Consider the following 18212-nt stretch of genomic DNA (forward strand, 5'->3'; position numbering starts at 1 on the left):
TTCACCCGCTATGCCACGTCTGTTCCGCTCTGTCGATGGTGTTCTTCTGGCCGTCTCGGCAGGAAGCCTGGTCATCGGCGTGATATTTGCCCGGCTCGGCGATGGCGCGCTTGCACACGCGTTGTGGGCCGCGGGCGCGTCGCCGGTCCTGGTGGCGCTGCTGGTGTCCATCTTTCGCGCATTGCGGCGACGCGAAGCGGGCGTCGATGTGCTCGCGCTGCTTGCCATCGGTTTCGCGCTCGGGCTGGGCGAATTTCTGACCGCCGCGGTGATCTCGTTGATGCTGGCAAGTGGACGGGCGCTCGAGCAGTACGCAAAGGAGCGGGCGCATCGCGAGATGACCGCATTGCTGAGCCGCGCTCCGCGTCACGCCAATCGCTTTGAAAGCGGTGAATGGCGCCGCGTGGAACTGGATGCGGTACTTCCCGGTGATCGTCTGCTGATCCGCAGCGGCGAACTCGTGCCCGTCGACGGCTCGCTGATCGGCGCTGCGCAGCTTGACGAGTCGATGCTCACCGGAGAATCGGTGATCCGGCAACGCTGCGCTGGCGAATCGGTGAGCAGCGGGGTGCTCAATGCTGGTGCCGGGTTCGAGATCGTCGCTGCTGCGAGTGCCCAGGACAGCATGTTTGCCAGCATCGTCCGCATGGTACGCGCCGCACAGCGTGGGCGCAGTCCCGCCGCGCGTCTTGCCGATCGTTACGCCCTGGTGTTCGTCGCGGTCGCGCTGGCGCTTGCCGCAGGCAGCTGGTTTGTCACTGGGAACGCGGTTCGGGCGCTTGCTGTACTTGTCGTTGCAACCCCGTGCCCGCTGATTCTTGCCGTGCCGGTGGCGATCGTCTCCGGTATGTCGCGTTGCGCGAAACGCGGTGTTCTCGTCAAAGGAGGCGGCGCGCTTGAACGGCTCGCACAAGCCAGTGTGCTGTTTTTTGACAAAACGGGAACGCTGACCGGCGGGCGCGTGCGCCTCGTGGCCATCGAAGCCAGCGCGGGCACATCACCCGAATCTGTTTTGCGCTTCGCCGCGTGTCTCGGCCAGGCCTCGGTACATGTCATTTCAGAAGCCGTGACCATTGCGGCACGCGAGCGCCACCTCGTCCTGAGCGTGCCATGCCAGGTGGAGGAGCAGCCCGGTGCCGGCGTAAAGGGCGAAGTCGACGGCCACGTCGTCGTAATCGGTTCGTTTGCCTACGTATCGTCATTCGCAACGCCTGCGTCCTGGAGCGCAGCGTTTCTTCAGCGGCTCGCTTACGAGGGCGCTTCCGCTGTATTCGTCGGCGTGGACGGTTGCATGGTCGGTGCGCTTCAGATGGCCGATCAGATCCGTCCGGAAACGCCCCGGGCGTTGCGGCTACTCAGGCAGGAGGGCATCTCACGGCTCGTTATGCTGACCGGCGACCGACGCGACCTGGCTGAGACGATCGGTGCGATGCTCGGCGTAACCGAAGTCCGGGCCGAGTTGACGCCATCCGACAAGCTCGCGGCGATTCACGCAGCCCGCCGTGATGGCACGGTCGTTATGGTCGGCGACGGCATTAACGACGCCCCCGCGCTCGCCGCGGCCGATGTCGGCGTCGCGATGGGTGCGCGCGGAGCGACAGCGTCGTCAGAGGCGGCAGACGTTGTGCTGCTGGTCGACCGTCTGGACCGGCTTGTCGAGGGTGTACGGGTGGCACGACAAACCAGGCGGATCGCCGTCCAGAGTGTGATAGCCGGCATGGTTCTGTCATTCGCGGCGATGGCGGTCGCTGCCCTCGGGTATTTGCCACCTTTGCCAGGCGCGTTGCTTCAGGAGGTCATCGATGTGGCGGTCATCGTGAACGCGCTACGAGTATTGCGGATACGGTCATCCGCGACCGCCGGAAGTCTTGCCGCAAATGACGCGGAACGTCTGAGGACGGAGCATATCGAGCTCGGACCGGTTATCGGACGGATCAGGGAACTGGCGGACAAACTACCTGGTTTGCCCGCAGCGTCAGCGGTGGAGGCGCTCACAGGTATGAACGATTTGCTGGCCGATAAGCTATTGCCGCATGAACAGCGCGACGACCTGGAAGTCTATCCGGGTCTCGCACGTCTTATTGGCGGTGAGGATCCGATGGCGCCAATGAGCGCGATGCACAGCGAAATCTTCCGGATCACGCGACTGCTCAGGCAGTTGACCGAGGGTCTACCGCCCGAGGGACCGGACGCCGGTAGTGTGCGCGAATTTCAGCGTCTCCTGTACGAACTCAGCGCAATCGTACATCTGCATTGCGCACAGGAAGACCAACTCTTCCACGTTCTGGGCGAGGGGGCTTAGGCATCGCGCACCGGACGGCACGCGTCGAGGCACGGCGTCACGCATCATGCGCTCGATCACTTTCAGGACCGGGGCGGCTGGGGGCGTCGTGGTGAACGAGCAGGAGCGGTGTTCGCGTGATACGCGCAACCCGAGCCGCGACGCTGCCGAGTATCCAGCGTGCCGCGCCGCGCCTGCCATGCGTGCCCATGACGACGAGTTGTGCGTGCCAACTGTCTGCTTCGCGTACGATTGCATGCGCAACATCGTCGTCGTTTCTGCCTGTCCCGAGGACGGCCGAAGTCGGCTGCGCCGATACACCGGGAAGGACTTTATCCGCTGCTGCGAGTGCGTGCTTGCCCTCGGCGGTGAAAGCGGGCTCGAGCGCATCGGGCACGAGGTCGCCGGGTCGCACGGCGTCATCGATCACATAGACGGATCGCAGACAGGTGTCGCGGTTCGCAAATCGCACGCCATACCGCAATGCGCTTACTGACTGAGGGCTTCCATCAACCGCGAAAAGAATGCGTTCCGGCAGATGATCGATCGGTGTGCGGCAGGCCTCGGGAACGATGAGTACGGGACAGCGCAGGTGTCTGGGCAACTGCCCCGACACGGTGCCCTCGACCCAGCGCGGTAACCCGTGATGTTGTCGGGTGCCGACTATCAATAGTTCGGCGCTCCATGCGTGAGCCGCGTCGACCAATGCACTCACGACGTCGCCACCATGTTTTGCCAGGTCGACCAGTTCCGTTGCGATTTTGAACTTACTGTCGGCGATCCGTTGCTTCGCTTCTTCCAGTGTTTCGGTGGCATCGTGCAGCAGTTCCTGTCGAGCCGGATTCAGTGCCCGACCCGCTTGTCGGGCAAGCGGAAAAATCGAATGCGGAGTTTCGGCTACGCTAACGAGCCGAACCTCCGCGCCGTCTGGAAGGATGTTTCGTGCGTAAATGAGTGCCTGCCGTGATGCCGCCGACGGATCAACGGCAATCGTGACCCTGCGTGGTAGCGTAGGTGTGATATCGCCTGAACTGGGCAGATTCAAGATGTGCTCCATGGTGTTCACGCCGTGCCGGCTCACATTGCACTGCGGCGTCATACCTTCTCGAAATGCCACTGACCGATATCAGTGCCGTAAGCGCGATACGAAGTGATGGTGATAGTCGATCCGATGTAACTGACAGCGGATCGGAAGCGGATCCGAAGCAGCTTGCGGTTATGGTCACGCCTCGTGGTCATGTAGTCTTGATTCAGATCAACCATTGCTTGCATGAGGTTTGGCCACAACTCAACGTCTCTATTGACGCGCATCAAAGGACGGCGCTGACTGAGGCCTAGAGTTAAAGGAAGACGGTTTCCTTTCGCGGTCACCGTAATCCCGTGGGGAGTTTCATGAAAACCTTCGTAGTTGCGATTGCGACTGGTCTCGCACTGACTTCGCCCATCCTCCATGCTGCTTCAAAGGACGCAACTGCTGCGCAAAGCGTGCCGAAGTCGCAAAGCCCGGATACCGCGACCTTCGACAAGAAGGTGGCCCAGTTTCGCGAACAGATGAAGACGATGCAGTCGCAAATGGACGCGATTCGTCGTACGCAAGATCCGCAGGAGCGCGAGAAGCTCCTTCAGCAACATTGGGCGACGATGCAGAGCGCGATGGCAACGATGCGCGGCATGTGGGGCCCCGGCATGGCGAGCCCGGGCTGGACGGGCCATGGCATGATGGGGCCCGGGATGATGGGGCCCGGGATGATGGGCGGCGGTTGGGGGCATATGGGAGGCTACTACTCCGGACTTAGCCCGGAGCAATTGCGGCAGCGGCAATATATGACCGACCAGTACCTTCAAATGCAGCAGGAGATGATGAACAACATGATGTGGCAACAGGAATACCGGACGCAACCGCCTCCGCAGTGAGGTTCGATCCCGGATTGCATCAAATCCTGGCCGAGTACCTTGTCAGCGACGGTCCCCTTCGCGGTGAGAACAATGACGGGTGCATTGCAGCCACACTCGCGAATGGTCGCGAGTACTTCGTCTCCCGGCGCCCGCGGCAGGCCAAGGTCAAGCACGACCAGCGCGTCGCTCATCGCCCGAGGGCGAGCAGTGCTTCAGCGCTGTCCCGCGCGTCCAATTGACAGCGAACCCGGCCTCACCATCCCGTTGTCACCATTTATCCAAGGCACTGCGCCGCCGCGAGCGTCCCGTCCCGGGGGCAGGGATGCGGGGAATAAAAGAACCAGATAGATGCATTGTAAAGATCCGCAGCCTTGTTTCACCACCCGAAGCGACCATAGGAACCGCCTTCCTTGCCGTCGGCACACTACCGTATGATCGGCGACGCGCTGCATGATGCAGCGCCGAAATTCCGCTGTCGATGCGGCGATTTGCCGACATCGTGGGAAAGCGGGCGGTGATCAAATTGCACCCGTTTTCGGGTCCACACTCAGATGACATGCCGCACTCCGGACCGACCAGACGAAATCAGGCTCGAACAAGGCAACGACGACGGACAGCCGGATGTTCTATACGCTGCGCGCTCGCCAGGCGAATCAGGCATCGAACTCGCGCAGCTTCGGTTTGCGGGCGGAATGCTCGCGGCCGGGTGCGCTTCGCGGCACACATTGATGTTCGATCTCGGCGGGGAACGCGGGCCGATTTCCTGCCGGATTGGCAATCGATCACTGGTACACGTCTCGTTGCCGGGCAATATTGCGATCTGCCCGGCCGATATCGAATTTCACGGAGAAACCCGGAACTCGAGCAGATATCTTCTGTTATCAATTCCTAAGCATTCGCTCGCTTTTTTCGCGGCAGAACGCGCCGGATCACCCTGTACGTTGAACGCAGTGCTGTCGGGATACGACGCGCAACTGCTCGCCGCCGCCGGTCAGCTGGCGGACGAGGCCGCGGCGGGTTTCTCGAGCGGCCCGTCGTACTGGAACGAGCTGACCGACGTGTTGTATGGCCGGCTATTTCAGAACTATCTGTTCGCCGCCGAACGCTCCGTCGACCGCACGGCGCTGGAGCCCCGCGTGATGGCGCGTATCAACGCATATGTCACCGCGCACCTGTGCGAACCGATCGATGTCGATACGATTGCGGCTGTGGCGGGCAAGGGCAGGTTTCACTTTCCGCGCATCTTTCGTCGTTCGGTTGGCATGAGCCCCTATCAGTATCTGGTGCAGCTTCGTTTGAGACACGCGATAAAAATGATCCGCGAATCGGAGATGTCGCTGGTCGAGATCGCCGCGGCGACCGGTTTCGTCGATCAGAGTCATCTCTGCCGATGGGTGAAGCGCGTCTACGGCGCAACGCCGACCCAGTTTGCGAAGCTTCTTGCACAACCGCGAGCCAATTAGCAGAAATCTCCAAGACTGACGGAGCACCGACGGATAGCCTTCATCGCGGGTACACACGTACCTTCGTAGATAGGAACCCGCGATGAATTCTGCCGACAAGCTGATTGCCGAGCTCAAACGAGTCTTACCGGCATCGTTTTCGTTACGCGGTGATCCGCGCTATGCCGCCGCAGCGAACATCTGGCCGAAAAACTCCCGTCGACCGCTGGCCTTCGTGCATTGCTCGACAGCGGAGCACGTGCGAGTGGCGCTTTCGGCCTCGCTCGATGCGGGACTGCCTGTGTCCGTACGAGGCGGCGGTCATGATTGGGAAGGCCGCGCGTTATGCGATGGCGTCGTGATCGATTTGACGCCGATGCGCCGCGTCGCCCTGAAGCATGGCGGCAGCGCGGTTGAGGTCGGAGGTGGCTGTCGAGGTACCGAACTCTTTGCCGTGACGGATCTTATCGGGATGGCGGCAACGACCGCTTCGTCGGGCGTGGTTGGATTGAGTGGCCTGACCTTAGGCGGTGGGTACGGTCCACTGAATGCTGCTTTCGGCCTTGCTTGCGACGGGCTGCTCGAAGCAGAAATCGTGCTCGCAAATGGCACGATTGTACGGACGAACGCATATAACCAGCCTGATCTGCTATGGGCACTACGTGGTGGCGGTGGAAACTTTGGCGTTGTCACGTCGATGAAGCTCGCATTGCACAGCGTTTCCAGCGTGTTTTCCGGCTTGATCCTTTACCCCTTTTCTCAGGCGAGGTCGGTGCTCGACAATCTCGCTGACTTCATCGCGGAAGCGCCGGAACAACTCGATGTACAGGTAGTCATGGCCTCAGGCCCAGAAGGTGCGCCGGTCGTCGCGATCGCTCCGACCTGGAGCGGCGCGCCGAATCAAGGCGACGCGAAAATCGACAGATTGCGGCGCCTCGGAGAACCGCTGATCGAAAACATGCAGCACAGCAGTTATGGAGCGTCGCGCAATCTGTTCGATTCGTATGCGGTAAACGGGCGCCGCACGTTCATGGCGACCCGCTGGGTGAGCCACATTCAAGGGGAAACCGCCGCTGTGATAGCGGAACGGATCGCGTGCCGCCCGTCGCAAGATTGCTCGATCGTCACGCACGATCTGCGCGGAGCGGCAACGCGTGTCGATCCGGCGGCCACGGCATTCGGGTTCAGGCAGCGGCATGTGATGCTTGAGATCATCGCGCAAAGCGATGAGGACTTGGGAGGCGTGTCGCGTGGAGAGTTGTGGGTACGCGAAACGGCCAATGCGCTTAACCCGTTCAGCTTTCCAGGTGGCTATGCGAATCTGCTTGCGCTCGACGAACGCGACCGCGCGCTCTACAGTTTCGGGCCGAATGCGTTGCGCCTCGTTGCGACGAAGCTTCAGTACGATCCGCACGATGTTTTCAAGTCGGCGATTCCTCTACCGTTCGTGTCACGCTAGCCGCTGATCGGGGCGATGCTGTGGTTCACGATCCCGAAGCGCCTTGCGGGTTCTCCAACGGACAACCATGTCCGAAAACGGCGCGAAAACTGTATGCCGGGTGAATAGAGTGCATTCAACGGAGAAAACGACGATGCTCGATAACGGACGTGACGCCTGGTATGCAGCGTTTAAGGCTAAAGACGCAAGGTTTGATGGGCGATTTTTCGTCGCTGTCTTTTCGACGGGCATCTACTGTCGCCCGATCTGCCCCGCGAAGCTCCCAAAGCTGGAAAACTGTTCGTTCCACCGGACGGCAGCGTCGGCGGAACAGGCAGGCTACCGTCCTTGTCTGCGTTGCCGCCCTGAACTGGCGCCAGGCAACGCGCCGGTCGACGCCTCCGCATCGCTTGCGCGACGCGCGGCCAGGTTGATCGAGGAAAATTGTGGAAGCGACATCGCGCTTGAAGGGTTGGCGAGTCAGCTCAATTGCACTGACCGGCACTTGCGTCGGGTATTCGTCGCCGAGTTCAGCGTCACACCGATTCAATACAGACAGACCTGTCGGCTTCTGTTAGCCAAAAATCTTCTGACCGACACTGAACTGTCTGTGGTCGATGTCGCGATGGCTTCAGGGTTCGGTAGCCTCAGACGCTTTAACGCTGTCTTCAAGAACCAATATCGACTCGCTCCTACAGCGCTTCGTCGCCAAAAGGAGAAGCGGGCAGAATCGGCGGCCCGACTCAATCTGGCGTTGGGTTACCGCCCTCCCTACCAATGGGATGCAATGCTTGCGTTTCTGGCGTCACGCGCCATCCCTGGGGTAGAAGTAATCAAGGACAACCTGTACGCGCGAGCTGTAGCCCTTCCAGGGCCGAACGGGAAAACACATTCTGGCTGGATACGGGTGTGGCATCTCCCTCAAAGAAAAGCGCTCAATGTCGAAGCGTCGCTGTCATTGCTCCCGGTTCTTTCACTGGTCCTGGCGCGGGTCCGCCATCTATTTGACCTGGGTTGCGATCCGCAGGCGGTCCATGAGGCTTTGGTCGCAATGAACGACCTGAAGTCAGGCCTCCAGGTTATTGGAACGAGGCTGCCTGGCAGCTTCGACCCGTTCGAGATGGCGGTAAGAGCCGTACTCGGTCAACAGATCACCGTAGGCGCCGCTCGCACCCTCGCTGCCCGAATGGTGAGCAACTATGGCACGCCAGTGCAAACCGCCGTCCCGGGCCTGTCTCACGCGTTTCCGCCTCCGGCCCGCATTCTCTCGCTCGAGGGAGACATTGAGAGCCATTTGGGTCCACTCGGCATCATAAGGACACGTGCGAGGACCATACGTGCACTAGCTCAAGCGTTAGTTGCACACGATATTAACTTTGGACAAGGCGTGGAGCCCGCGTGTGAAGTAAAGAAGCTGTTGGAGCTTCCGGGAATCGGTCCCTGGACTGCGCACTATATCGCCATGCGCGCAATGGCCTGGCCTGACGCATTCTTGCCGACAGACTACGGTGTCAAAAAGGCCCTCGCACCCCGCACGCCCAGGCAAATCAGCACACTGGCACAGGAATGGAGCCCTTGGCGCAGCTACGCCACGATCAATTTGTGGAACTCCCTGCATTAGACGATATAGACAACACCATGTCGACCCTGCTAATTAACATTGCTAACGGCATCGGCACATTAACGCTGAACCGTCCGCAGCTGAAAAATGCACTCGATTCGTCCATGCGCGATGCGTTGCGGGAGGCGATCCAGTCAATTCGCGCTGATCGCTCAATGCATGCAATCGTTATCTGCGGGAAGGAGAACAATTTTTGCGCGGGAGGGGACATCAACTCGAAGAACGTAGTTGATGCTCAAGCAGGTAGAGAACGGATCGACGACTCGCACGAATGGATCGGTACGCTGCTTGATCTCGATCGCCCGGTGATAGCAGCGGTGGACGGCGTTGCCTTTGGCACGGGCTTCAGTCTTGCGTTACTTGCCGAAGATCTTGTGTTTACCGCACGTGAACTCGACGCCGACGAGGCAAAGCAGCTTGGCGTGGCGTTTGAGATTGTCCATCAGCAAACATTGCATGCTCGTGCGCAACAACTGGCAGAGCACCTCGCGAACACATCGCCGGCTGCTTTCGGTTGCCAAGACGTGCGATCACTCAAGGGTAAGCGCGCAGGCATTGATGTGTAACTTCCGACGTACTCCCATTGCTCGGCGACTGTATTTCGACTTGGCGATGCAGTATCAAGCCAGACATATGGCTCGAGTCTTTCCAGGAATGAGCACCATGTTTGACACGAATTGCGAGAATATTTGGAATGGCACGCGAATGTCTCGAGCAGAATGGATTGACGCGATGTCATCCGTCGGTCATCAGTACCACTTCGATTCTCCCGATCCTGGCCCATCAATTCATTGTGGCGTGCACACCGGCAAGATCACAATCGTGAACCTCGACATCGCCTGGCAGTCGGCATCACCTATCATGCGTGGAAGTCACCTTGACAATCTTTTCTTGCAAGTTGTCAAAAGCGGTACGAGGTGCATCGAACAGCGAGGTCAGACGTATAAACTGAGGCCAGGCGACGTGGCTGTGGTTGATCCTCTGACCAGGTATAAAGCATCAGTTCATGAAAGAACGACTATTTCGATAATTCGCATTCCAAGGTCAGCGTTAAGCGACCGTGGGTTGCGCTACCGCTTTCCAGTAGTGTGGTGTCCGGATCCGACGTCGCCAGATGTCAGGGCGGTGCGCGACTTCGTCCTTTGCCTGGCTTCACAGGCTGACAAGGCAACCGGACTATTGCTCGCCCGGCTCGGCGAGCAGTGCCTGGATCTGATGGATGTACTGGTCAACGAGAGCGGCCGACCTCTCATGGCTCGCTCGCCAAGCCTTATCGTGACGCGCGCAAAGCAGATGATTCTGCGTCGTGTATGCGACCCCAATCTGAGTCCCGGATGCATCGCCGCGGCGCTAAACATGTCGACCAGCAGTCTCACCCGTGCATTGCGAGCAAATGGGCTATCAGTCATGCGCTATGTCTGGTCACTGCGCCTTGAGTGCGCAGCGCGGCGGCTGGGTGTCGGCGCGTCGCACGGCGCGATAAAGGCCATTGCGTACCAATGCGGTTTCCCGAGCCACTCACATTTCAGTCGTGCGTTTAAAGCACGCTACGACATGACGCCGCGCGAGTATGCAACATGTAATCAGATGGCACGCGACACCGAAGATCAAGATGCACAGGCAAGCGTTCCGTCGTCTGATAGGCATCCTTCACACATCGATCGCGGATAGCGTATGAACTACAGAAGGGTGAAAAATTTTGAAACTCATTACCGCAATCATCAAGCCGTTCAAGCTCGATGAGGCGCGCGAAGCGCTGTCGGCAATCGGCGTCTCGGGGGTCACGGTTACGGAAGTCAAAGGCTTTGGCCGTCAGAAGGGACACACCCAGTTGTATCGGGGCGCGGAGTACGTGATCGATTTCCTGCCGAAGGTGAAGATCGAAGCAACGGTGTCCGATGACACCGTCGACCAGGCGATTGAAGCGCTCGAGGGTGCGGTACGCACCGGCAAGATCGGCGACGGCAAGATTTTCGTCACGCCGATCGAACAGGTGATCCGGATCCGTACCGGTGAAACCGGCGCGGATGCCCTGTAGAAATACAGCGACCTTGCGCGAAAGCACCTCATGGGGGTTCTCGACAGAGAAGCACAGCAGCCTGTAGCACGTCGGCCCGCTCATGCTGAGTTCGACATCGTGAGCGTCCGGCGCGGTATGCACGAATGCCCGGCGCGCTCCGCAGTCCAACCAATGTCAGGCGATCTCGAGGCGAGGTCATTGAGGAAATGTGATGTTGTATCGCATCGGAGAGAACGATCTGGCAGATAAACGATAATTCACTTTATCTCGCCGCATATCTTCAATTTGTTATAAAGATTAATCAAAAAATGTTCAGTCAAAAATCTGTCATTTAATAAGCCATCCTACAGTACTTCGTTAACAGGATGACGCATTCGTCTCTATAAACCAGGTATCCTAAACGTCAGTTTAGACTCCACTTCGTCGAAGGTTGGCAGGGTACCTTCAAGTCGTCTAGTGACGTCGACAAATGAAGCCCGCAGAAGGATTCCCCATTAACCATGCCAATCTTGGGCGCGTTGCTCCTGAGCGGAATGAAAAGTAATTCCTTGCGAATCGAACCAAACTACAAATTGCTCGGACTTGGGGAATTCATCACCTTAACGATCGTTTATAAATCGGAAATCATTGCATGCGTATCGACAAAATTGAGAATGAGAATCCAGTTGGCAGGGTCGAAGTTCCGCCCGGTCCCGGCAGATCCTTGATGCGCCGCCTGGGCGCCTTGACAATCGTGGCGTCGCTTGTAGCAGCATGGGTTCACACTGCATCGGCTCATCCGCCAACGAAACATGGCGAGCCGGAGGTCATCGAAATCGACAGCGGCGCGCTGATCGGGACCACCGTGCGCGATGCCGTTGCATACCTTGGCATACCATACGCCGCGCCACCTGTTGGCAACTTGCGCTGGCGTCCGCCGCAACCGCCTGTCAGATGGAAGGGCAGCCTGCACGCCGATCATTTCGGACACACCTGTGCGCAAAATACCGACTACGGTGTTTTCTCATCCGCGAGCATGAACGAAGATTGTCTGAACCTGAACGTGTACACCCCGCCGGGCGCCTCGACACGTAGAAGCAGGCTCCCAGTCATGTTCTTCGTTCACGGAGGAGGTAACAAGGTGGGTGAGGGCGACGATTACGATGGAAGTGAAATGGCCGTAAAGGGTAACGTCATCGTCGTCACGATAAATTACCGCCTCGGCGCGCTAGGATATCTCGCGCATCCTGCGCTTGATGGCACCAATGCGCCGTTCGGAAACTACGGCTTCATGGACCAGTTGTTCGCTTTGCAATGGGTGCAACACAATATCCATAAATTCAACGGTGATCCGGGCAACGTGACCATCTTCGGACAATCGTCGGGCGGTGGTACCGTACTCGCTGATCTGATAGCGCCTGCAGCCAGGGGGCTCTTTCATAAAGCGATTATTCAAAGCGGTGCGTTCCAGGGTTTCAAGCAGATCCAGATTCCCAAAGCGGCCGCGGAGGCAAAAGGAGTGGGATTTGCAAACGCCGTCGGTTGTGCAGACCAAACCGCGGAGTGCCTGAGAAGCGTGCCGGTATCCGAGATACTCGCAAAGCAGGGCAGCTTCCTGTTGAGCGGTGGAGGCTTGGTCTTCGACCCGAAGTCCATGCTGCCCCGTACGTTCCAGGATGCATTTGCTTCCGGAGACTTCGCTCATGTGCCGCTCATCAATGGCTCCAACGGCGATGACGCGCGCTGGAACGTCGCCTTGCCGGAGGAGATGGGCGCTCCACCGCTTACCAGCGATGGCTATCCGGCCGCGGTAACCGGATTCTGGGGGCCCGCTCTGCAACCTCTGGTGCTTGAGCAATATCCGTCCGGCAACTATCCGAGCCCAAGTATCGCATTGGCGACTGCGGAAACCGACTATCTCTATGCGTGCGTTGCACATAAGTTAAACAACACACTCTCGACCGCTATGCCGGTCTACGCGTACGAGTTCAACGACAAGACGACGCCGGCTTATATGCCAACCGTCAGCTTCCACTTCCGCGCGTACCATACCGCGGAACTGCAGTACATCTTCCCGCACTACCATGGCGGTACCGGCTCGACGAATCCGCTCAATTTCGCTCAGCACCGTCTGTCAGACGAGATGATCGAACTTTGGACGAAATTTGCCAGCGCAAGAGGCAACGAACCGTGGCCTGACCACATGTGGGCGAAGTACGATCCGACGCGCCAGCGCATGGAGAGTTTTCAGTCTGAGGGCTCGACGTCGATAGATGGTAGAAGCTTCGCGCAGCGTCATCGCTGCGACATATGGGACTCCCTCGCCCTGTACTGACAACGATCTGTACCGCGAACATAGCCTTAAAACGTCGATGCGCTCTTCAACTGACGCTTGTCAGATGAAGTGCGCACAACCAGTCTGACGTGAGCCGCCGGAGCTCGCTTATGGCATTCGGTGTTATTCGTCTTCGAATGCCGCTTACCTATCTAAGGACACTAAGGTGAAAATCCTCACTATCGCCGCAGCGATGGGATTGCTGCTTGTCATCTCCGGGGTCGCACGGGCCGATCGTCTGAACGACATCCGTAAGTCCGGCGTTCTGCGTGTCGCGACACTTGATAGCAACCCTCCGTTCGGTTCGGTTGATCCGAAGAGCAATCAGATCGTCGGTCTTGATGTGGACTATGCACGCTCGGTGGCGAACCGCCTGGGTGTCAGGCTAGTGATACAGCCGACCAACCCTGCCAATCGCATCGCGTTTCTCAAGTCCGGCAAGGTCGATCTCGTTTTTGCGAACTTTACGATCACGGACGAGCGCAAAAAGGAGGTGGACTTCAGCATCCCCTACTTCGCGTCGGGGACACAATTCATCGCGAAGAAGGGCGTGCTCAGATTCCCTCAACAGTTGAACGATCTGCGCATCGGCGCGGATAAGGGCACCACCAACGTGCAGCAGGTGCAAGCGCAGTTTCCGCACGCGACCATCATCGCCTACGACGATACGCCGTTCGCCTTTGCCGCGCTACGCGCGGGCAACGTGCAGGCAATCACGCAGGACGGCCCAAAACTGGTCGGGCTGCTTGCACATGTCCCTGACAGGCAGAAGTACGAGATCCCGCCGTTTGCTATTTCGAACGACTATCAAGGCGCTGGTGTCCCGAAAGACGAGACTCGGTTGCGTGCCGTCGTCGACGAAACGCTGAGGGCGCTGGAGGCAAACGGTGAGGCAGCAAAAATATACGACCGGTGGTTCGGACCGGCGAGCCAATCGCCGTTGCCACGCCTGTATCGCATCGGCGACCCGCTCAAGCACTGACACGCCGGTTGAATCGAAATGAACGACTGGTTGCAACCCAGGTACATGGCATGGATCGCAAATGGGTTCGCATTAACGTTGCTGCTGTCGGTCAGCACGATCGTCGCGTCGACAGTAGCAGGGTTCGGACTCGCGATGGCGCGGCTGTCGCAACGGGCCGTGATTGCGCATGGAGCGGCGCTGTACGTCGTCGTATTTCGCAATTCCCCGTTGCTGGTGCAGTTGCTGTTCTGGTATTTCGGCGCAGCGACGCTACTGCCGTCATCGTTGATGAACTGGCTTAATGCGCCGCACATTCTCACGGTAGATGGTTTGGCACTTTCATGGCCGTCATTCGAGATCATCGCGGGATGGGTCGGTCTCACTTGCTATTCGACGACCTTCGTCGGCGAGGAATTGCGCGCCGGCATACGCGGTGTGCCAGCTAACCAGCACCACGCCGCGGCGGCACTGGGGCTAACGCCGTGGCTCGCATTTCTCTACGTGATACTGCCGCAGGCAATCCGGATCGCAATGCCGTCACTTGCCGGACAATATATGAACATCGTTAAGAACTCGTCGCTGACGATGGCGATTGGTGTGGCGGAACTGTCCTATATGTCGCATCAGGTCGATACCGAAACATTCAAGTCGTTCCAGGCGTTCGGCGCCGCAACCGTGCTTTATATCGTCACGATCGCGGTCATCGAAGCTGCATTGATGATCTGGCAACGTCGTGATGCCCGTACGATGGGACCTCGGCGAACATGATCGCTACCGACTGGTTTCCGACACTGCGTTACCTGCTGCTGGGCGCGTTTCCGGACGGGCCTTTGGGCGGGGCAGCGTTGACCGTGGCGATGTCTATCGTTTCGGCGTTACTGTCGTCGGTGCTTGGACTCGCAGGCGGCATCGCGCTGATGATGACCGGCGGCGGCGTGCGTCTTGCATGCGTCTCGATCGTCGGGTTCTTCAGAGCGATCCCTGTACTGATGCTGGTCTTCTGGGCATTCTTCCTGATGCCGGTCCTGCTGCACATCGATGTGCCGGGTCTCGCGACAGTCATCTGTGCGCTCGCGTTGATTGGCGGAGCGTATATGTCGCATTCGGTGCACGCCGGACTGGCTGCGGTGGGCGCCGGACAGTGGCAGGCGGCGGCATCGCTCGGTATGACGCGCTGGCAGGCATTGCGTTACGTCGTCATGCGCCAAGCTTTGCAAATGATGGCGCCTTCATTCGTCAATCAATGGGTGGCGCTCGTCAAGGATACGTCGCTTGCATATATCGTCGGTGTGCCGGAATTCACGTTTCTCGCGACCCAGGTCAATAACCGCCTGATGGTCTATCCCGTGCAGATCTTTCTGTTCGTAGGCGCTGTCTATCTACTGTTGTGCTCGGTTTTGCAATTCGGCGCGAATCGATTGCTGCCTGTCAATCCGAATACGACGCGCACCGGTCAAGCAAACGAGGCCCGTGAGGGGATGGAAGGCGGGTAGTAACGGTGGTCGCGCGTGAATGTTCGCGCGCAACCGAATGGCCCAAGGTCGGGTAGTACTTTCTTCATCGGCCGCAGTAGTTTGCATGTTGATTAGCCGCGCAGGACGCAAAGCACTTGCCTCCTTTGAGGAATCCGCTTTGCGTTTCTCACCGAATACTGCGTACAACGGCCGGATATCAGCTGCCGCCGAAATACAGCGTGCAGAAATCTATGGGGCCGACGCACGAGTCCGTATTTCGAGGACGACCTGCGTCGCCATGTGACGCTGCTGGCCTCCCGGTATGCAAAGACTGCTTTTCGACACGATAGAAGTTGAGCGTGAACGGCTCTTCTCACAATGCGGTTCCCCTTGTGGGCAAAAAAAAGTTTGCGGTATCCACTCCCTCAAGCCTAAGGAGGTGGATTTTCTTCTGGAGACCACCTGCGTAGCCAGTGAGGCTTCCACTTCTGCCTACCACTCGATGGCAGGGAATGATGATCGAGATAGGGTTGTGCCCGACCGCGCCTCCTACAGCTTGCGCGGCCATGCACACCTTCTTCATCTCAAGTGCTACCTGACAAGCAACCGCCCCATACGTTAGGGTCTCTCCGTAAGGAATCTTGAGCAACTGCTGCCAGACTACTTGTTGAAACGCCGTGCCATTGGGGGCAAGCGACAGGTCGTGAGGATGCGGCTTCTTTCCGGCGAAGTAAGCGTCCAGCCAGACTGACGCATGCTTGAATTCGTCTCTTCGTGAATCGGGTTCGAGCGTTTCGCTGACCGTCCCGCCAAAATATTTTTGCCCCTCCATCCATAGTCCGACCAGATTGCGACCATTGCTTGCCAGTAGCAGCCGACCAATGGGGGAGGGGTAGCTATGCGAGTAGTACATGATATTTGTCAGCGCCTTATAGCGATGGTGGGCAGTCAAAGGATGCTTCGTTGAGAGAAGCCGGCACGTCTTTGTTGACGGTAATCTAGCCAGGTCGCCTGGAGGTTTCTGGCCATTTCCGGACATGGTGACGCATGCAAAAACACAGTTGCGCCGAATGGGCGCGTTAGCCGATGATGCGAGTCGCTCAGATGATGTGAGCGATTTTTTGGTGAAGATGTTCGGACTAGCCAGCAGAATCTCATTTACATGTCGGAGAGAGTCAAAAGATGGACCGTATAGATGCGCTGCGCCTGTTGATCGATGTCGCCGAGATGGGCAGCTTTTCCGCAGTCGCCCGGCAGCGGACGGTAGCGACATCGTCGGTAACGCTTGCAGTGAATCAACTGGAAGACGAGGTGGGTGCCACGTTGATCACTCGCACGACGCGTCGATTGGTGTTTACGCATGAGGGCGTAGCGCTGCTGAACAAAGCGCGCCACATTGTTGATGAATGGGATGAAACGCTCGCGAACCTCAAACAGGAGGGGCCGTTGACCGGGCCGATACGCGTGACGGCGACAAATGATTTCGGCAGGATTCAACTGAGACCTTTGCTCGACCGCTTCCAGTCGCTCCATCCTGGCGTTCATGTGAGTCTGTTGCTCAGCGACACCACCCTTGACCCGGTAACCGACCATATCGATCTGGCGGTTCGCAACGGTCCGTTAGTCAATTCAGGCATGCATGCTCGCCTTCTGGTACGCGGTGAGCGGCTAGTATGTGCATCGCCGGACTATTGGCAACGGCGTGGAAAGCCTGCAATCCCTGATGATCTGACGCACCATAATTGCCTCATTCTGGCGCGGCCGGGTGCGCCTTTAGTCGCGTGGCCTTTCCGCGTGAGCGACAAGCATATCAACGTCAAGGTATCGGGCGACCGTCAGGCCAGTGACGGCGGTGTGCTTCGTGAGTGGGCGGTAGCGGGACTAGGAGTTGTCGTCAAGAACCGCTGGGACATCCGCGCCGAACTGATGCAAGGGGCGTTGGAAACGGCGCTGGATGACTATGTGGCCGGGTCAATCGATCTTTATGCAGTGTACCCGGCAGCCGTGCCTGGCCGTCGGGTTGCAGCATTGATTCGCTTTCTGTCCACTGAACTGGCGGGATTGTGACTTGACCTTCCACACGGCTGGTATGTGTGGGTCTGCCACGGAGTCAAAGTGGCCGTTTCCACGCTCCACCGTCCGCAATTTCGTTAATTGGCAGACGGGTCCGTGCTGCACTTTCAAGCACCTGCAACTCCGGGTCGGGAGAGCTATGGCTTGTCAAAATGCAGCGCGCACCACGCCACCGTCGGCGCGAAGGGCCGCGCCGGTGGTAGCCGATGACAAACCGGAGCAGACGTACACCACGAGATTTGCGACCTCATCGGGCGTCGTGAACCGTTTGAGCAGTGAGGTTGGTCTCGCCTCTTCAAAGAACTGCTTCTCGGCGTCACGGGATGACAGCCCTCCCGCCAACTTCCCCACGAACTCACTGACTCCTTCCGAGCTTGTAGGACCCGGGAGCACAGCATTGACCGTCACTCCAGTGCCAACGCAATGTTCAGCGAGCCCTCGCGAGACGGCAAGTTGCGCGGTCTTTGTCATGCCATAGTGGATCATTTCGACGGGGATCTGAATCGCACTCTCGCTGCTGATGAATACAACCCGTCCCCAGTCGCGCTGCTTCATGCCGGGCAAGTACGCACGCGCCAGTCGGACACCGGACATCACATTGACATCAAAGAATTGTAAGCGCGAATTTCCCCGCACCTAGCTTGCCAGCTTAAGAAGGTCCACGATTGCGTCCGCAACTACAACTTGCGGACGCAACCTATGAGAGAGA

At 58.5% G+C, this 18212-nt stretch carries 15 protein-coding genes and 1 pseudogene; 13 read left to right on the plus strand and 3 right to left on the minus strand.

All coding sequences use genetic code 11. The features are described 5' to 3' along the window. The first annotated feature begins 10 nt into the window (after nt 1-10). The gene (locus BX592_RS13215) at nt 11-2302 is read left to right on the plus strand and encodes a heavy metal translocating P-type ATPase (protein ID WP_134192210.1); all 2292 of its coding nucleotides are present in this window, start codon (nt 11-13) and stop codon (nt 2300-2302) included. A 37-nt stretch (nt 2303-2339) separates the two neighbouring features. On the opposite strand, the gene BX592_RS13220 is transcribed toward BX592_RS13215, so the two are convergent. After that, complete coding sequence (locus BX592_RS13220; protein ID WP_134192251.1) at nt 2340-3338, minus strand: universal stress protein; 999 nt, start codon at nt 3336-3338, stop codon at nt 2340-2342. Nucleotides 3339-3673: 335 nt separating this feature from the next. On the opposite strand from BX592_RS13220, the gene BX592_RS13225 reads away from it, so the two are divergent. The 11 genes from BX592_RS13225 to BX592_RS13280 all read left to right on the plus strand — a co-directional run bounded on the left by BX592_RS13225 (nt 3674) and on the right by BX592_RS13280 (nt 15469). Continuing rightward, on the plus strand, nt 3674-4195 hold the full coding sequence (locus BX592_RS13225) for a hypothetical protein (RefSeq protein ID WP_134192211.1): 522 nt from the start codon (nt 3674-3676) through the stop codon (nt 4193-4195). A gap of 710 nt (nt 4196-4905) precedes the next feature. Further along, nucleotides 4906-5640 carry a helix-turn-helix transcriptional regulator gene (locus tag BX592_RS13235; protein ID WP_166676353.1) on the plus strand — a complete coding sequence of 245 codons (735 nt, stop codon included), beginning with the start codon at nt 4906-4908 and terminating at the stop codon, nt 5638-5640. An 82-nt stretch (nt 5641-5722) separates the two neighbouring features. Continuing rightward, complete coding sequence (locus BX592_RS13240; RefSeq protein WP_134192214.1) at nt 5723-7078, plus strand: FAD-binding oxidoreductase; 1356 nt, start codon at nt 5723-5725, stop codon at nt 7076-7078. Between the two features lie 133 nt (nt 7079-7211). Then, nucleotides 7212-8678 carry an AlkA N-terminal domain-containing protein gene (locus BX592_RS13245; RefSeq protein WP_134192215.1) on the plus strand — a complete coding sequence of 489 codons (1467 nt, stop codon included), beginning with the start codon at nt 7212-7214 and terminating at the stop codon, nt 8676-8678. Further along, nucleotides 8660-9244 (plus strand): enoyl-CoA hydratase/isomerase family protein, encoded by a 585-nt coding sequence (locus BX592_RS13250; RefSeq protein WP_243849523.1) that lies wholly within the window; start codon nt 8660-8662, stop codon nt 9242-9244. Before BX592_RS13245 ends, BX592_RS13250 begins: the two co-directional genes overlap by 19 nt. Nucleotides 9245-9341: 97 nt before the next feature. Beyond that, the gene (locus BX592_RS13255) at nt 9342-10349 is read left to right on the plus strand and encodes a helix-turn-helix domain-containing protein (RefSeq protein ID WP_166676354.1); all 1008 of its coding nucleotides are present in this window, start codon (nt 9342-9344) and stop codon (nt 10347-10349) included. 28 nt (nt 10350-10377) lie between these two features. Beyond that, nucleotides 10378-10716 (plus strand): P-II family nitrogen regulator, encoded by a 339-nt coding sequence (locus BX592_RS13260; protein ID WP_134192217.1) that lies wholly within the window; start codon nt 10378-10380, stop codon nt 10714-10716. Nucleotides 10717-11329: 613 nt separating this feature from the next. Then, nucleotides 11330-13012: a carboxylesterase/lipase family protein gene (locus tag BX592_RS13265; protein ID WP_134192218.1), complete on the plus strand. Its 1683-nt coding sequence runs from the start codon at nt 11330-11332 to the stop codon at nt 13010-13012. A gap of 193 nt (nt 13013-13205) precedes the next feature. Continuing rightward, complete coding sequence (locus tag BX592_RS13270; RefSeq protein ID WP_134192253.1) at nt 13206-13994, plus strand: ABC transporter substrate-binding protein; 789 nt, start codon at nt 13206-13208, stop codon at nt 13992-13994. 18 nt (nt 13995-14012) lie between these two features. Beyond that, nucleotides 14013-14744, plus strand: coding sequence for an amino acid ABC transporter permease (locus BX592_RS13275; protein WP_134192219.1), 732 nt, complete (start codon nt 14013-14015; stop codon nt 14742-14744). Then, nucleotides 14741-15469 carry an amino acid ABC transporter permease gene (locus BX592_RS13280; protein WP_134192220.1) on the plus strand — a complete coding sequence of 243 codons (729 nt, stop codon included), beginning with the start codon at nt 14741-14743 and terminating at the stop codon, nt 15467-15469. The genes BX592_RS13275 and BX592_RS13280 overlap by 4 nt, the downstream gene beginning before the upstream one ends. A 334-nt stretch (nt 15470-15803) precedes the next feature. On the opposite strand, the gene BX592_RS13285 is transcribed toward BX592_RS13280, so the two are convergent. After that, nucleotides 15804-16382 (minus strand): methylated-DNA--[protein]-cysteine S-methyltransferase, encoded by a 579-nt coding sequence (locus tag BX592_RS13285; protein WP_243849524.1) that lies wholly within the window; start codon nt 16380-16382, stop codon nt 15804-15806. Nucleotides 16383-16612: 230 nt separating this feature from the next. On the opposite strand from BX592_RS13285, the gene BX592_RS13290 reads away from it, so the two are divergent. Continuing rightward, nucleotides 16613-17497, plus strand: coding sequence for a LysR family transcriptional regulator (locus BX592_RS13290; protein WP_134192221.1), 885 nt, complete (start codon nt 16613-16615; stop codon nt 17495-17497). A gap of 153 nt (nt 17498-17650) precedes the next feature. Here the strand turns inward: BX592_RS13290 and BX592_RS13295 are convergent. Continuing rightward, a pseudogene (locus BX592_RS13295) lies at nt 17651-18118 on the minus strand (SDR family NAD(P)-dependent oxidoreductase); the annotation flags it as partial. Between the last annotated feature and the right edge of the window lie 94 nt (nt 18119-18212).

The organism is Paraburkholderia rhizosphaerae (assembly GCF_004366595.1).
GTDB classification, from domain to species: Bacteria; Pseudomonadota; Gammaproteobacteria; order Burkholderiales; family Burkholderiaceae; genus Paraburkholderia; species Paraburkholderia rhizosphaerae.